The sequence below is a fragment of the Edaphobacter lichenicola genome (genome assembly GCF_014201315.1).
Taxonomy (GTDB): Bacteria; Acidobacteriota; Terriglobia; order Terriglobales; family Acidobacteriaceae; genus Edaphobacter; species Edaphobacter lichenicola_B.
Window position 1 is genome coordinate 517,055 of record NZ_JACHDY010000003.1, and the last position, 13,927, is coordinate 530,981.

Here is a 13,927-nt window from a genome sequence, read left to right on the forward strand (position 1 = left end):
GACGCTGCATTACAGCGTCAAGACGCCCGGTTCGACGCGAATGGAGGTCGCGATCTCTTCGCGAAGCGCGGCCTTGTACGGCTCGAGGTTAGCAGGATCGATCTCTAACTCCGCAAGACGCACCACGCGGTCCTGGCCAGCTTCCGCAGACAAAGACAACTCCTTCAGAAGCAATGGTCCTACGAACAGGGCGGTACTGACCATTGCGAGTGTCTTAGCTCTCATCCTAATCTCCTTCGAGCCTTATACGATGAGCGGTTCAGCGTGGCGAGATTTCAACTATAGCTAACTGCATCGGCCAACATCTCTGAAGTGCGTAGGTGTACCAGTTCTAACGCATCACATAGCCGCCATCGACTGAGATCGACTGGCCGGTAACGTAGCTGGCTGCATCGCTGCAAAGCCAGAGAACGGCATCCGCAATCTCCTCCGGGCGCCCCATTCGCGCCATCGGAACGAGAGTCTTCAGCATCTTGTCCAGCTCTTCTCCCTGACCTTCGGCGATCATCTTGTCGGACATGGGCGTTTGAATCATGCCGGGGCAGACGTCGTTGACGCGGATTCCACGCGTCGCGTATTCGAGAGCCGCACTCTTCGTAAACCCGATGACGCCGTGCTTCGCGGCATGGTAGGTTCCGCGCTGGTTGCCGCCGATAAGACCTCCGAGCGAAGAACAGTTCACGATCGCTCCGCTGCCTTGTTTGCGCATCTGCTGGAGCTCGAACTTCATGCAACTCCATACGCCGCGCAGGTTGATGCTCATGACGCGGTCGTAGTCGTCCCGCGGGGAGTCAGCGGTTTCGGCGAGAACGTTCTGAATGCCTGCGTTGTTATAAGCGGCATCGAGCTGTCCAAACTTCGCAACGGTCTGCTTTACCATGGCCTCGACCTGTGCGTCATCCGAGACGTCACAGCGAACGGCCAATGTTTTATGGCCTTTGCTTGCGAGATCTTTAGCTGCGGTCTGGACTTCCTTTTCATTCCAGTCGGCCAGCACTACGGACGCTCCCGCTTCGGCGAAGGCCTTCGCCGTCGCAAGGCCGAGCCCCGACGCAGCACCCGTAACGAGCGCGACTTTGTTTTCAAATGTAATGTTCATTCGTTTCTCCGTGTTTTGATTGAGCGTTAGTTTGCGTTAGCGATCGATAAGCTTCGCGTGGGTTGCGGGGTAGCGTTCGCCTTCGACCTTGATTGCCGAGGAGGCTGCTTCGAGCGTGTGCACATCTTCCGTAGTGAGTTCGATGGATGCAGCGCCGAGATTTTCTTCGAGCCGCGATAGCTTGGTTGTGCCGGGAATTGGGGCTATCCACGGCTTCTTTGCGAGGAGCCACGCAAGGGCGATTTGTGCAGGTGTGGATTTCTTCTGCTCCGCGAACTTGGTGACTACGTCGACGAGTGCCTGATTGGCCTTGCGGTTTTCCTCGCTGAAGCGCGGGACGACGGCTCGGAAATCTGTGCTGTCGAACTTGGTGGATGCGTCGATCTTGCCGGTAAGGAAGCCTTTGCCGAGCGGGCTGAAGGGAACGAAGCCGATGCCGAGCTCTTCGAGTGTAGGCATGACGGACTGTTCGGGCTCGCGCCAGAAGAATGAGTACTCGCTTTGCAACGCGGTGACGGGCTGCACAGCATGGGCGCGGCGGATGGTCTTTGCACCTGCTTCTGAGAGGCCGAAGTGTTTGACCTTGCCTGCTTGAATGAGTTCCTTGACGGCGCCGGCGGTGTCTTCGATGGGAGTGTTGGGGTCCACGCGATGCTGATAGAGGAGGTCGATGGTGTCGGTCTGCAGGCGTTTGAGCGAGGTTTCGACGACTTGCTTGATGTGGTCGGGGCGGCTGTTGGTCGCGGTCCATTTACCGTCATTATTGGGATCGGGCTCAAAGCCGAACTTGGTGGCAATGACGACGTCTTTGCGGAAGGGAGCAAGGGCTTCGCCGACGACTTCTTCGTTAACATACGGGCCATAGACTTCGGCGGTGTCGAAGAAGGTGACGCCGCGCTCCACGGCGGCGCGGATAAGCTTCATGGCTTCGGACTTTTCCGTAGCGGGGCCGAGGCCGAAGCTCAAGCCCATGCAGCCGAGGCCGAGTGCTGAGACTTCGAGGCCGCTCTTTCCTAATGTACGCTTTTGCATAATTTCTCCTTGTTCGGTCGCGCACTGTTCGTACATCTCCAATTTTAGGGACAGATCTTCTATGAGACTAGAGGGTATCTGGTTCAAAGAGTTATGAGTAGAATGCATGAATCATGAAGAACGACTTGGGAGAGCTTTCAGCGTTTGCAACGGTGGCGGAAGAGCGGAGCTTTACACGCGCCACAGCACGCCTGGGTATTTCACAATCCGCGCTTAGCCATTCCATTCGCGGCCTTGAGAAGAGGTTGGGACTTCAATTGCTGGCGCGAACAACGCGAAGTGTCTCTCCGACTGCGGCGGGCACGACGCTTCTCCGGGAACTGACGCCCGCATTGGAGCGGATTGAGCGAGCGCTTGCGAATACCCGGAAGCAGAAGGAAACTCCATCGGGTCGGATACGGCTTGTCATCCCGAGGACAGCGACTAAGGCGATGATTTTGCCGAGGCTGGCTCAGTTTGGTTCAAGTCCTGAAAGAATGGTGCCCATCATTCCCGGGATATTTCCTCTACTATCCCAGTCGTCGGAATCAACCTGCTGCGTTTGCCGCGCTTATTGATTCCCTTCGACCAGATTGTTAATGCGTTCCCTCCACCTATTCCCGAATGGTCGGCAACTCGAGAGGCATGTGTTCCCTCCTGGAAGAGCGACAAATCGCCAAGTCACTCTTTGAGAACCAATCGACCAATAAGTCGGGTTGTTGTGCGTGCGGCACAATATTTTTCGTTGTGATCCGTTAACACACTTAGCGGCTTGGTTTGAGGCGCTGAGGAGCTATTCATGTCTACAATAGGATGGCACAACGAGCTACGGAATCCATCAGGCCGACGTATCGGCTAGACTCCGTAGATTCACCAGCATCATCCACTCTTTCGAAGACTTACTTGGCTAGCTCGATGGGGGCCTTGCCTGAAATCGCCAAGCGAGGTTAACTTCCGGTTTGGACGTGACTCGGGAGTAGGCTCTCCAGGCCATCTGTCCGACAAGCCGACTTTTCGTCCAAGTGGAAAGTCACGCACTGGAACTTAGTAAACACTACGGCGTTTTCCGATACTAATACTGGAGCTGGCACCTAACTTCTGCTCAATGGGTGCGTTGCTGTCGCCCCTTCGAAGTGGAATCCATGTGCACACGATGCTGACAAGTGGGTTGTCATCGAATGAGATGGCGATTGGGGACTTCGCGTCAAACTGACGCGGCTAGATTAGGTGCACTATTTTCCAACGCTATCCTTCCGCATCGAAGTGACCAAACGCGTTAGTTCGTTGGCCGCATACGGTCGAAGCAATAATCCATCTTCGATAGACATATATTGGAGAGCAGGTATATCAGCGGCTGGCCATGCCGCTCCCCAGGCGACGTTCGGAACTCTGCTCTCGCAAATCCTGTCCATGCAGATTGCATAGCATCGGCGATTATTTGATCCGTTTCGTCATACTGGCCGTCAGTGGTGAGATTTCCAAACACATATCGGATTTCTGCTGTGTGCAGAGCCAAATTCCTGCTGGCCCGCTCTCCGGGCGAGACTCGAGCAAAGTTGTAGTAGTAGAAAGGGCGACGGAGCGCGGCAAAACGGGGGGCTGTCTGGAATGAAGGTTCCCTGAAGACGATCTCGGTAATCAACCAGTCGAGGCATTCATAGGGTGTCTTACCGGACCGCCGGAGGATATCCGTAACCTGCGGACCATGCGGGCCGCAGAGCAACGTTGTGATTTTTTCGACACCTTTCCGGCTATAAATTCCGCCGGGTTTGAGGAAGTTGAGGAGCGCTATCGCTATATTTTGGGGAAAAGGCAGTTGCGGTCCACCGGGTTTGACGAAATAGCGCGCTTCATTCTCCGTGCATCCAAACATGATCGGTACATCATCGCCCCAGCCGGGAAAGCTATCTGCATCTACTAGCTCATCCGGCACTGAGACCCGCATGAGATCAGCGGGTGTATGGACCCCAACCCCACTGACACCGCACAAAGCTTGAGATGCCTTGCGCAAGACATCTGTGGAGGTCTTGCGCAGATCATTCATCGTCTTCGCACCGACCATTTGTATCAGACGCTCGTAGCTAGTGAATCCATGTTGGAATCCTCCATCAATTGCTACCGTCGACCGTAGGCTTTCAAGAAAGCCGAGACCGCTATCTCTACCCATTCCTCAATATCTGCGTCCGTTTTAAGTAGTGGGGACAAACCCAATGTTGATCGAATCACTAGACCGCCGGAGAGCGAACCTAGCAGCTGCTCCGTCGCGAATTCAACATTGGGGATCTTGAGAGCGCCCTTCTGCACCTGCTCGGATAGGTATGTCTTTAAGATCTTTCTTCCTCTGCCCGGACCCATCTCGAAGAAGCCCAATGCCAGGTCGGGAAACAACTCAACTTCGGCAATCATCATGCGTAGAAGTCTCTGATAGTCGGAATTAACATAGGTGTCTACGATCGTTCTGCCAAATCTCCTAAGAACATCCCCTGGTTTCCCCCCATCAGTAAAGAAGGGCGAGACCGGGGACAGGAGTTCCTGCGCACGCGATTTCATCAAGCCCGTATTTCGCGCCTGGAAACCCTTGCTCTGCAACTGGGCTTGGGCATGCAGGGCATGCGAAGCCCTGAGTTCCAGGCAGCCTCGCGCAAGGTCACATCTGCGACAGATAATGTCAAAAACAACACCGGCGTCGGCCTATCGGGAATAGACGCTGGGGTTGGTGCGAGTTCGCCCCTTTTGACCTCACCAGGGAACCGGTATAGAGTCTTAAACCAATTCAAAATGCGGAGCGCCCCCTATGACATGGCAAGGTGGAAAAAGAGGGCGAGAAGTCGGGCCCATATCGCCCTTCGCACGATTGAAACCGCTGGCTGCAGATCAGGATGACCCCGAAAAGGGTTTGAACAAGCTGGCACAAGCACTCACAGGTTTTGGAAAGCCGATGCTGCTACACGTTCGCCTGGTTACGGGTAACGAAGGAGAACGTGTGGAACACTGGGAGATAAAGGCCGGCTCCAAGGATGCAAAGGTGCAGCGGAAGGAATCCAAGAAACCTGACGTGATTCTTGTGATGCGTCCGGAGACGTGGACCCAAATCGCGCAAGGGCTACTTGCGCCTTACGATGCTCTCTTCGCCGGAAAGCTAAGAGTGGGTGGCGATTTTGAGATGGCGAAAGACATCACAAAACATCTGACCGACCCCAGGGCCACGTATGTATCGCCTTGCTGACAAGGAGTCCGAGAGATGGCAGAGACGATTGGAACGATCACCAATATCCACGTGCACAGTTATTTGCCCGACGCGGTTAATGCTTTTGACGTCTGTAAGCTGACCGTGCTTGAAACGACCACGAACCACAGCTGGCTGTTCTACCTGTGGAATGCGCGTGACGACGACACTCCAGTGCATCGTGTGACTCAGAGTCAACGACTGGCACTGGCCAGGGAGGCAGCTTTCCGGAAGCTGACGGTGCATGTCTTTGCTGAGAACGACTCAGGCCTGGTGGACGGAATACAGGTGGATATGTCATGACCATGCGGTGATAAGGACGGCACATCCATGATCACGATCAGAGACGTAGGACCGACGCGCAATACGTTTGGATACTCGACGGGACACTCTGCGAGTGGACGGATGACGTGTCTCGACGGGTCTGCAGATGGCAGCCGCTTGTATGCGGGAAGTTTTGCCGGGGTGTGGCGGTCGGACGACGGCGGACAGAACTGGTTTCAGCTGACATGGCCGCAGCCTCCGTTCGGAACGGTGCAGGGCGAGATTCCGGGGGCTTTGTTTGCTCCGCATGTATTCGACCTGGCGATATCGCCTGCGGACCCGAACATCGTGCTGGCGTCAGCGCTGGACAGTCAGTTCGCGGATGGGAGAGATGGGATCTACCGGACCACAGACGGAGGGGTGACGTGGACGCTGGTTCACAAGACTTCCTTTCCTGCCAATGTCGCGTTTGCTCCCGATGACGGGTCGCTGGCTTATGCTGCAATGGGGTTCGATGGGATAGGTTTGAGTTCCAACGGGGGAGCTACGTGGTCGATAAAAGCTGTTCACGCGTGGCATGTCGCGATTGCGCCACTGGAGGCGAATGGGACGAGACGTATTTATACGGTTGGAGACAGCATCATCTCGTATTCCACGGATGGTGGAACGACGTGGACGCAAGATGCGGGAGTTTCGACTATCAATCTTGTGCGTAATGCCTTGAGTACTTTTCGCAAGTTCTGCGATCCGACTGACGGGGGGCTTGGAGGATTCGGCGGCTCGACGGATATCTCGTTTTTGGCCGGAGCGGGTGGGAGGGTTCTGGCGATTGAACCGGGGAATCCGACGAGAGTGTATATGGCGACGGAGGGAGCGGCCAATGGTCCGAGCTTTTATTATGGGAAGGTGGCCGATGGAACGATTTGCAACACGGTCTGCGAACGACTGGCGGGAGAGGCGAGCCTGTGGGTTGGTGACTTCAGCCAGTTCAGCGCAACGAATCCGATGGCGCAGTGGGTTCAGCTTCAGGGACCACCGGTTTACTTTGGGACGACCTCTCCGAGTGGCGTAGCTATCGTTCGGACGAAGAAGACCAGCAGCGGGTTTCTATTGTTCTTTTCGGATTGCAGCCATGTGCATGTGTCGGCGGGAACTCCGACGACGGTGACTTCGTGGCATCGGCTGGACGGCGAAGATGCTTCGGTGGCAAGACAGGCGAATCCCCATCACGGCAACGTTGTTTTCGTGCATCCGGACCCGCACGGAATTGCTTTCACATCTGACTTTGAGGTCACGATTACGCCGGCGACGGGTGTGGATTTTCCGTACAACCAGTGCAGCGTTCTCGACCAATACATCGGCGGGACGATATGGATGGCGAATGACGGAGGGGTGCACTGGTGCGCGGACGGGGGAAAGAATGCGAACAGTTGGAATTGGCCGCTGGGTTTAGAGACGCTCGATCCGGTGAATATTGCGGGGCTGTTCGGCATTGGGAATACTCCGGCACTTTATTTTGGCTGTGGCGACAATGAAGATTTTTTCAGCCGCAACGGCGGGGTGAATTGGGGCGATCCAGGGTCGGGGTGCGGAGATTGCGATACGTGGTTCAGTGACACAGCGACGGCGGATCGAGTGATTCAGTTTTTGCCAAAACGGCAGCCAGATGATCCGAGCGTGGTGGGATGCATCGGGGTTATTGTGAGCGGGGATTCGTCGCAGTATCCCGATGCGAGCGATACCGGTAGCAAGACGTTTCCTCCATCGACGCAGCTCGTTGCGGTGGGTCCGCCGCCGAAGTTAGTGGCGTATGCATCTTCAGGGCGGGTGCTGCGGGGTTATCGGCCGGTTATAAAGACGCTGGCGACGGAGGCGGCGCTGGCGGACGGAGATTATCTATTCATCAACCAGGATTTGAATACAAGGGTCTCGACTCTGCTGCGGACGAACTCGATCCGTTCGATTAAGCTGATGAGCGATTGGCTCGACACGACAAAGGCTGCGGCGGTGGGTCCGGCGTTGCCGATGGGCGTGGATCTTGTGCAGACAAGCGGCGGGCATTTTACGACGGTGTTCTATGTTGGAGACGGTACCGGCAAAGTTGGAGACGGTACGGGCAATGTGTGGAAGCTGGATTCCAGTTCCAACACATGGAAGCAGATCGTTCCGAATCTTACCGCGCCGACGCCAGTGGGCTCCGCCCTGAGATGGTTTGCGGATCCGTATGATCCGAATGGGATTTATGTGCTCGATTCGAATGGGGTAAAGGTATCGGTGGATGGAGGTCTGAGCTGGTTCAGCGACGCCTTGTTGACAAACGCACTGACGGCGGGAGGAATGCTGACGATTTCGGCGTCGCTTCTGCAGGATATGCAGTTCTCTAGGGGAGAGCGTCAGACGCGGTTTGTGTTCGGAGCGGCGGGCGTCTCGTGCACCATGGATTTCGGGATCTCATGGTTTCCAGTCCTGAATTCGATTGCGCTGCCGGGCCGGCCGGAGTCGGGATTCTTCGATCCGATTTCGGACCTGACGGACCGAGCAGTGTACGTGGAGTGCGAAGGGCGCAGTGTGTTGCGCATCGGCGGGCTACCTGAACTGCCTCCGTTCCAGCCGCCGCCGGTCTTCGATCTGATGCAGTTCGCCGCACTTGATTATTGATCATGAAATCTAGTCGCGGCGCTGACGAGCGCTGGCGCTCGTTTGAAGAGAGGTGCCCAGGTCGTACCCCCGTCCCGCGTGAGCCAGACTCCGCCCCACGCCGTGCCGATGTAAATGATGTTTGTGTTGACGGGAATTGCGGTGACCTGACTATTGGCGACCTCACCAATGAGCCGGGCAGTCGATACCATTGGCCGCGGGCGCGCGCGTACAGTTCCGGCGTTGCCGGCAGACCTCCTCGGGATCATCGAACTACTCTCGCCCTTTGCCTTCGGAACGGTCGTCGCCGCGATTGTCATGTACTTTAACCATTGACTTCCCCCCCCTCGGTTTTTTCTGCATTCGGAAGTCACCTCTCAGTTGCTAGGCTGATCGAACAAGCCGAAGATGTTTCCTCCAAGTGCGTCCGGCAAATCCAAACATTAAGACAGATACTGTGGCCCACAATAGGGCAACTCCCCACTCTGCGGAGCCATCTCCGGCATCAGGCGCTAAGCCGAACAGCACCTCCATCCAGTCAGGCAAAAGAATGGTGAGCGAGAGCAGTGCCGCGCTCATCAGTCCCAAGACAATTTCCACCCAAATCCTCTTGGGTAATCGGTTCCGCACGGGCCGCGTTCCTGGTTCGCAAACCGGTTGCATCAGAAGGCGATTATGATCGCCGGAAAGACAAGAGGTCTTTTTCTGCAGCAATAGCTTCATGTCGACTCCTTTTTTGCTCAGGTTGGGGGGATTATCTGTGAGCCTAGAAAAGGAACGACAGGATGATACACCTCTGCCAAATTGGACTACAACAGCGGGCCTTAGAAAGGAGGCCTTAGTGCTTTTTTTAATTGTCGGTCTCCGGTTTCTTGCTGTCGGCTGGCGCGTCGTCCCCCGCAGTGTCGTTTTTTTTCAATAAATTTAAGATACCGACCTTTCGCGCCAGTTAGCAGCGCGCCCCCTCCCGATCGAAGTTTTATCCAAACTGATGTAGTCATCAGCGGATCACGCTGCGGCCATCTTGCGGGGCAGCCTCACAAGACGGATTAGTTATCATCAGCTCCACTATCTTCGCTTTACTCCAGATGGTCGGCAAATTGGAAGTTGGTGACTTATTCTCACTGAGTGATAAATCGCCAATGCACTCAACAAAGAGCCGATTAGTACAATAGGTCGGCCAGTGTTTACAAATCCAGTCCACGTGGACGTAAAACCGGCTTTCCTCCAACGTCGCACACTCATTGACAAGTGGACGACTTGCCGACCACACAGACAATTGGATTACTTCCGAGTGGGCAAACAATTCGGAAGTTACATCCGGCTGCTATGCGCCGAACCGTTCCACTGCTTTCTCGTTCCAAACCACGCCTGTTCCGACAACCCCGTCGACAACGGCCATTCCACTTGCGATCTGCAGCGGTTCGGCAAGAACCAGATTCCACCAGTCTGCGTACTCGAGGAAATGGGCCGTTGGGGTTGCACACATGAGCTGTGCGCTAATCTCGGGCCAGAGATGATTCGAAAGCGGGATGCCGGAAGCCTCCCCGAGGGCCGCAGCACGAACCCATCCCGTCACACCGCCAATTTTCATCACATCCGGCATCATGTAATCTGAAGCGCGCGCTTCGATTGCCTGACACATTTCATGCGATCCCCACCAGTTCTCCCCACACTGGATCGGGGTCTTGATCTCACGTGCTACCAGCGCATGACCTTGGTAGTCATGTGCCAAGACTGGCTCTTCCACCCAAGTGAGCCCTTCCTCATCAAGCACTCGGAGCCGCCGTACTGCTTCTGGTGGCGTAAGCGACTGGTTATAGTCCACCATGATTGCCATCTCACTACCGGTGGCCTTCCGCATCGCCCGCACTACTTCAAGATCTTCCTCTACTGTTGCATAGCCGATTTTCGCTTTCACTCCTTTGAAGCCACGCTTTGCCCAAGCTTCGGCCCCCTGCGCCGAACCTGCGACGCCGTCGTACCCCACCGCTCCATATGCGGGAATCGGCTTTTCAGTAGCGCCGAGCAATCGCACGAGGGAGGTGTTGTGGCTTCGCGCCAGAGCGTCCCACAGCGCCATGTCGATGGCAGCAACCGCCATGGCAATGAGTCCTTGCAGACCGAGAAGCCGAAAACGCTTTGCAAACTTATCCGCGATCTCAGCCGGCGCGAGAGGCTCATCCTTTACGAATGACTCAAGATTTTTGATCAGATCAGCAGTTGGCTTCAAGGCAGCAACGGCATATGTGAAAATCATGCTGTGCCCGACTGTGCCGTTGTCCGCAAAGATGTCGGTCAAAACTAGCGGAGATTCGGAGATTGTTCCACTCGCCGTCTTATGTGGCTGCGCCATCGGCACGCGCACGGCACGAACGCGAAACTCGCGAATCTTCGGATAGGCCATAAATCGCCAAGATTATACCTTCCACGGTTAGAAGCGAACAATTTCGCTCTGGCACAAGACATATTGTGAAGATTTGCCAGTTGACGAGTGACCGGCAAAACGAATTAATCCACTTGGCCGAGAAACCGGCTTTCCGGCACGGTGATTGCTGCCAATCGACTCGTTACCGCCTTTTCGATGCGCGCTAAAATCGCCAATGCACTCATCGAGGCACCCACGCTTCTCTAGGCAATCGGCAACGGTTCGACCGCATATCCACATAGCAGGCATTATTTCCACAAAAAATGAGAATAAGAACCGATGACTTTCAGGCAGATCGCGAGTATCTTACGAATCAACGGAGGAGAAATCTTCCAGTAGGAGAGAGTAGACAAGGACCATCGGGAGAACCAGCAACGGGGCTCACGAAGCATTCAGGAAACTGTCTGCTTATGGATGGAATTCGAGAAAGCTCTTGCAGCGAATGTGATGACGGACGAGTATTGGAAACGCGAGCTTCGCTCACAGGACCAAATCATTCTGAAATCGCAATCAGTTGCGATCTGGGTGCCGAACCGGGTCTTCGAAAAATCGGAAAGCAGGGGCGAGATCTCGAAAGAGAATTCGCCCCTTCGCTTTTATGAACCTTTAGTGAGCGAACTGAATGGTTCGACGAGTAAGTTGGCCTGTTTTCGCCATCCGACCATTGTTCACTGAAACTGAAAACGGGCGCGTAGCTAACGGCCACTCAATTCAGAAGTTCTCCATCGTTTGGCTTGGATCGGTTCGGTCAGCAACCGAAACAGATGGGGGTTGGAGTCCCGTAGGAAAATTTCAACCGACGACGAAAATGTTCCGCTCCCGTGTGCCGACTACTACTTGAGGTCGTAGGCCAGCAGGGCTTCCTTCTTGCCCATGCCGTTGCAGTCTTCGTTATTGGCGGCGAAGTGGGAAGGTGGTTCAGGAGCTGATGCGCCACGCGAACTTCCAGGCGACGATGAATGTCTATACGAGGGCAATCACAGCGGCGAAGCGAGATGCGCAGAGCCGGGTCGTAGATGTTCTCATGGACCGCCCTAAGCCGGCAAAAGTGAGGAGAACCAACGTACTTTCAACGTATCGCGCTTTCGCTCGTTTTTCTCTAAGTTGTTGATTTTATGGTGGGCACAGCAGGATTCGAACCTACGACTTCCACCCTGTGAAGGTGGGGTCGAACCAGACGGCTGCACATTCTAAAGGGCTTATTAGCCGGCATAGTCGGTAAAAACCGGCATTCCGGGCTCTGTTTGGCATCAATTTGGCATCAATTTGCCAACCAGTGGGCGTGGGCTGACCGTGGGGGTTCAGCCCGCCTTTCTCATAAGCGAGAGACTGCTTTGAGAGTTCCTTCGGATAGTAGATTTTCCAGTTCGGGTCAAAGTCTGTTGCGTAATGGAGATAGAACTTGAAGCGCATAGGCACCTCCTTGAGTGAAATACAGGTTCTAGAAGATAATTTCCAATTTCCAAACTGGAAATTTATGCATGCCCATTAGTTGGCTGATCGAGTCCGCCTCAAATCCTCTGCCAGAAGAATTGCGTCCGCGATTTCTCGCATCGATTTTCGCCGTTGACGGCTCTCCTTTTGCATCATTTGATAAGCATCTTCCTCGTTCAAAGATAGATCACGCTGCAAGACGCTCTTTGCGCGGTCCACAGCCTTACGCGTCTCCAGCCTGGAGGTCAGTTGTGTATTTTCCGTCTCCAGCCTCGCTCGTTCAATCTCCGCACCCACTAGAAAACCTAACGTCGAAAGCAGCCTTACCTGCTCATTAGTGTGGCGGTAAGACATACGGTGCTGCAGATTGATCACCCCTACCACTCGTCCTGCACAGAGAATAGGCGTACACAACATGGCCTCAAAGTGGTCTTCAGGAATATTCTTGAATGCCTTGAACCGCGGATCACTCGAAGCAGCCGAAGCGATCGCCACAGGCTGCCGGTGCTTCGCTACCCATCCCGTTACCCCTTGCCCCACCTGCACACCAATGTGATCGATCAAGTCCGCGTGAGGATTTTTCGATGCACGCAACATCAGGTTCTCGCCCTCCAGCACATAGAGAAAGCACGAGTCACACGGAATCACACTCGCAATAAAGTCGACGATACGATCCAGCACCAGATGCAGAGAGTCCGCTGCCGCCATGCGGCTGCTGATCTCATGCAAAAAGTCCATCTCTGCCAGGCCATCACGAAACCCAGCCATGGTTGAGGTAGACTCAGCCACACGTCGCACTCCTGCCGGTCGCACTTGTTTCGCACCATCTACCCCGGCAGGCTGCGAGACGACAGGCCCCATCTCGCCATTGCGCTTCTTCTCCAGCAAACTGCTGCAGTATTGCGCCGCTTCATTCACCAGGAAACCCATCTTCGGGCGCGATGGCTCGAAGTCCGGCTCGATCCCGTAGTGCGCCAGTTCTTCCGAAGTAGTAGGTCCGATTGAGAGCACTACGGTCTTCCGCAGTGTCTCACGCAGCTGCTCGTGTACTCCCATTTGTTCCGCAACCCGAAAGAGATGGATGATCTGTACTGCGGTCATGAACAGCACAACGTCCACCATCCCGTTCAAGATCCCCAGCACGCACTCTCGCAGAGGTTGCAGGTCTTCCGGCAAAGCCCACTGATACACCGGCACCTTCGTCAGTTCGCGAGTGCGACTGCTCAGTTCAGCCAGCAGCTCCGGATTTGAGGCGCCATACTCCTGCACTACCACACGCATCTCACCCAGGGAATCACCAAACGTTCCCTCGATCGCCTGCAGAAGTTCACGCCAGGTGCTTGGCTCTTCCGATGTGACATCCACCGCAACCTTCAGGTCACGAAGCACGGAGCTTGGCTTCGCACCACGCGCGGCAATCTTCACCTTCCGTAGTGCCGCAAGAAACTCATCTCTGTCATATCGGGTTTGAACGATCTCCAGCATCGCACGTACACCGACGCCCGTCATGAAGAGGATCAGGTCGTAGTTGCCCTCAAGCAGCTTCCCAGCAAACTCCAGCACATGCTCGTTCGATTCCAACCCTACTTCACGCATCGACGGCACAACAATCGGCTCGCCGCCGTATGTGCGGATCAGCTTCTCGACCTCTTTCGCTCGACGAGATTCGAGCGAAAGTACGCGAAGTCCGTTGAAGCTCGCATGCGCCACGTTTCCTCCATTGCCAGCCTTATCAAGGTCGTGGCCTTTCATCCCTCATCGGGACATCGTCCGCAGACTGCGATGTCCGTTCAAGTACATCTATTCCGAGCGGAAGACCATCTTCTGA

12 protein-coding genes are annotated in these 13,927 nt (G+C 55.1%); 5 read left to right on the forward strand and 7 right to left on the reverse strand.

The genetic code is table 11. The features are described 5' to 3' along the window. Positions 1-9: 9 nt before the first annotated feature. From HDF09_RS20810 to HDF09_RS13465, 3 genes are all read right to left on the reverse strand, one after another. Positions 10-225 carry a hypothetical protein gene (locus tag HDF09_RS20810; RefSeq protein ID WP_260181295.1) on the reverse strand — a complete coding sequence of 72 codons (216 nt, stop codon included), beginning with the start codon at positions 223-225 and terminating at the stop codon, positions 10-12. A gap of 106 nt (positions 226-331) precedes the next feature. Continuing rightward, positions 332-1,099: an SDR family NAD(P)-dependent oxidoreductase gene (locus tag HDF09_RS13460; RefSeq protein WP_183767079.1), complete on the reverse strand. Its 768-nt coding sequence runs from the start codon at positions 1,097-1,099 to the stop codon at positions 332-334. Between the two features lie 36 nt (positions 1,100-1,135). Further along, entirely contained in the window at positions 1,136-2,131 is a 996-nt protein-coding gene (locus tag HDF09_RS13465) for an aldo/keto reductase (RefSeq protein WP_183767081.1), read from the reverse strand. 113 nt (positions 2,132-2,244) lie between these two features. On the opposite strand from HDF09_RS13465, the gene HDF09_RS21370 reads away from it, so the two are divergent. After that, complete coding sequence (locus tag HDF09_RS21370; protein ID WP_183767083.1) at positions 2,245-2,688, forward strand: LysR family transcriptional regulator; 444 nt, start codon at positions 2,245-2,247, stop codon at positions 2,686-2,688. Positions 2,689-3,386: 698 nt separating this feature from the next. On the opposite strand, the gene HDF09_RS13475 is transcribed toward HDF09_RS21370, so the two are convergent. Further along, positions 3,387-4,277: a carboxylesterase family protein gene (locus HDF09_RS13475; RefSeq protein ID WP_311719477.1), complete on the reverse strand. Its 891-nt coding sequence runs from the start codon at positions 4,275-4,277 to the stop codon at positions 3,387-3,389. Further along, positions 4,226-4,660, reverse strand: coding sequence for a TetR/AcrR family transcriptional regulator C-terminal domain-containing protein (locus tag HDF09_RS13480; RefSeq protein ID WP_183767087.1), 435 nt, complete (start codon positions 4,658-4,660; stop codon positions 4,226-4,228). The genes HDF09_RS13475 and HDF09_RS13480 overlap by 52 nt, the downstream gene beginning before the upstream one ends. A gap of 244 nt (positions 4,661-4,904) precedes the next feature. Here HDF09_RS13480 and HDF09_RS13485 point away from each other — a divergent pair, with 244 nt between their 5' ends. From HDF09_RS13485 to HDF09_RS13495, 3 genes are read left to right on the forward strand one after another with little or no spacing between them, the layout of a single operon-like run. Next, complete coding sequence (locus HDF09_RS13485) at positions 4,905-5,336, forward strand: SCP2 sterol-binding domain-containing protein (RefSeq protein ID WP_183767089.1); 432 nt, start codon at positions 4,905-4,907, stop codon at positions 5,334-5,336. 15 nt (positions 5,337-5,351) lie between these two features. After that, positions 5,352-5,639 (forward strand): hypothetical protein, encoded by a 288-nt coding sequence (locus HDF09_RS13490; protein WP_183767091.1) that lies wholly within the window; start codon positions 5,352-5,354, stop codon positions 5,637-5,639. A gap of 27 nt (positions 5,640-5,666) precedes the next feature. Continuing rightward, complete coding sequence (locus tag HDF09_RS13495) at positions 5,667-8,258, forward strand: WD40/YVTN/BNR-like repeat-containing protein (RefSeq protein WP_183767093.1); 2,592 nt, start codon at positions 5,667-5,669, stop codon at positions 8,256-8,258. A gap of 1,306 nt (positions 8,259-9,564) precedes the next feature. Here HDF09_RS13495 and HDF09_RS13500 read toward each other — a convergent pair. Further along, a complete protein-coding gene (locus HDF09_RS13500) occupies positions 9,565-10,644 on the reverse strand; it encodes an enolase C-terminal domain-like protein (RefSeq protein WP_183767095.1) in 1,080 nt (359 codons plus the stop codon). Between the two features lie 435 nt (positions 10,645-11,079). On the opposite strand from HDF09_RS13500, the gene HDF09_RS13505 reads away from it, so the two are divergent. Continuing rightward, entirely contained in the window at positions 11,080-11,340 is a 261-nt protein-coding gene (locus HDF09_RS13505) for a hypothetical protein (RefSeq protein WP_183767097.1), read from the forward strand. Between the two features lie 813 nt (positions 11,341-12,153). Here the strand turns inward: HDF09_RS13505 and HDF09_RS13510 are convergent. Continuing rightward, complete coding sequence (locus HDF09_RS13510) at positions 12,154-13,851, reverse strand: uroporphyrinogen-III synthase (RefSeq protein WP_221270133.1); 1,698 nt, start codon at positions 13,849-13,851, stop codon at positions 12,154-12,156. Positions 13,852-13,927 lie beyond the last annotated feature (76 nt).

Bases quoted from the DNA above. Each gene is read 5' to 3' on its own strand.
- HDF09_RS13485 (WP_183767089.1), top strand. From the start codon at position 4,905: ATGACATGGCAAGGTGGAAAAAGAGGGCGAGAAGTCGGGCCCATATCG.
- HDF09_RS13500 (WP_183767095.1), bottom strand. From the start codon at position 10,644: ATGGCCTATCCGAAGATTCGCGAGTTTCGCGTTCGTGCCGTGCGCGTG.
- HDF09_RS13465 (WP_183767081.1), bottom strand. From the start codon at position 2,131: ATGCAAAAGCGTACATTAGGAAAGAGCGGCCTCGAAGTCTCAGCACTC.
- HDF09_RS13505 (WP_183767097.1), top strand. From the start codon at position 11,080: ATGGAATTCGAGAAAGCTCTTGCAGCGAATGTGATGACGGACGAGTAT.
- HDF09_RS13495 (WP_183767093.1), top strand. From the start codon at position 5,667: ATGATCACGATCAGAGACGTAGGACCGACGCGCAATACGTTTGGATAC.
- HDF09_RS13510 (WP_221270133.1), bottom strand. From the start codon at position 13,851: ATGAAAGGCCACGACCTTGATAAGGCTGGCAATGGAGGAAACGTGGCG.
- HDF09_RS13475 (WP_311719477.1), bottom strand. From the start codon at position 4,277: ATGGGTAGAGATAGCGGTCTCGGCTTTCTTGAAAGCCTACGGTCGACG.
- HDF09_RS21370 (WP_183767083.1), top strand. From the start codon at position 2,245: ATGAAGAACGACTTGGGAGAGCTTTCAGCGTTTGCAACGGTGGCGGAA.
- HDF09_RS20810 (WP_260181295.1), bottom strand. From the start codon at position 225: ATGAGAGCTAAGACACTCGCAATGGTCAGTACCGCCCTGTTCGTAGGA.
- HDF09_RS13460 (WP_183767079.1), bottom strand. From the start codon at position 1,099: ATGAACATTACATTTGAAAACAAAGTCGCGCTCGTTACGGGTGCTGCG.
- HDF09_RS13490 (WP_183767091.1), top strand. From the start codon at position 5,352: ATGGCAGAGACGATTGGAACGATCACCAATATCCACGTGCACAGTTAT.
- HDF09_RS13480 (WP_183767087.1), bottom strand. From the start codon at position 4,660: ATGAAATCGCGTGCGCAGGAACTCCTGTCCCCGGTCTCGCCCTTCTTT.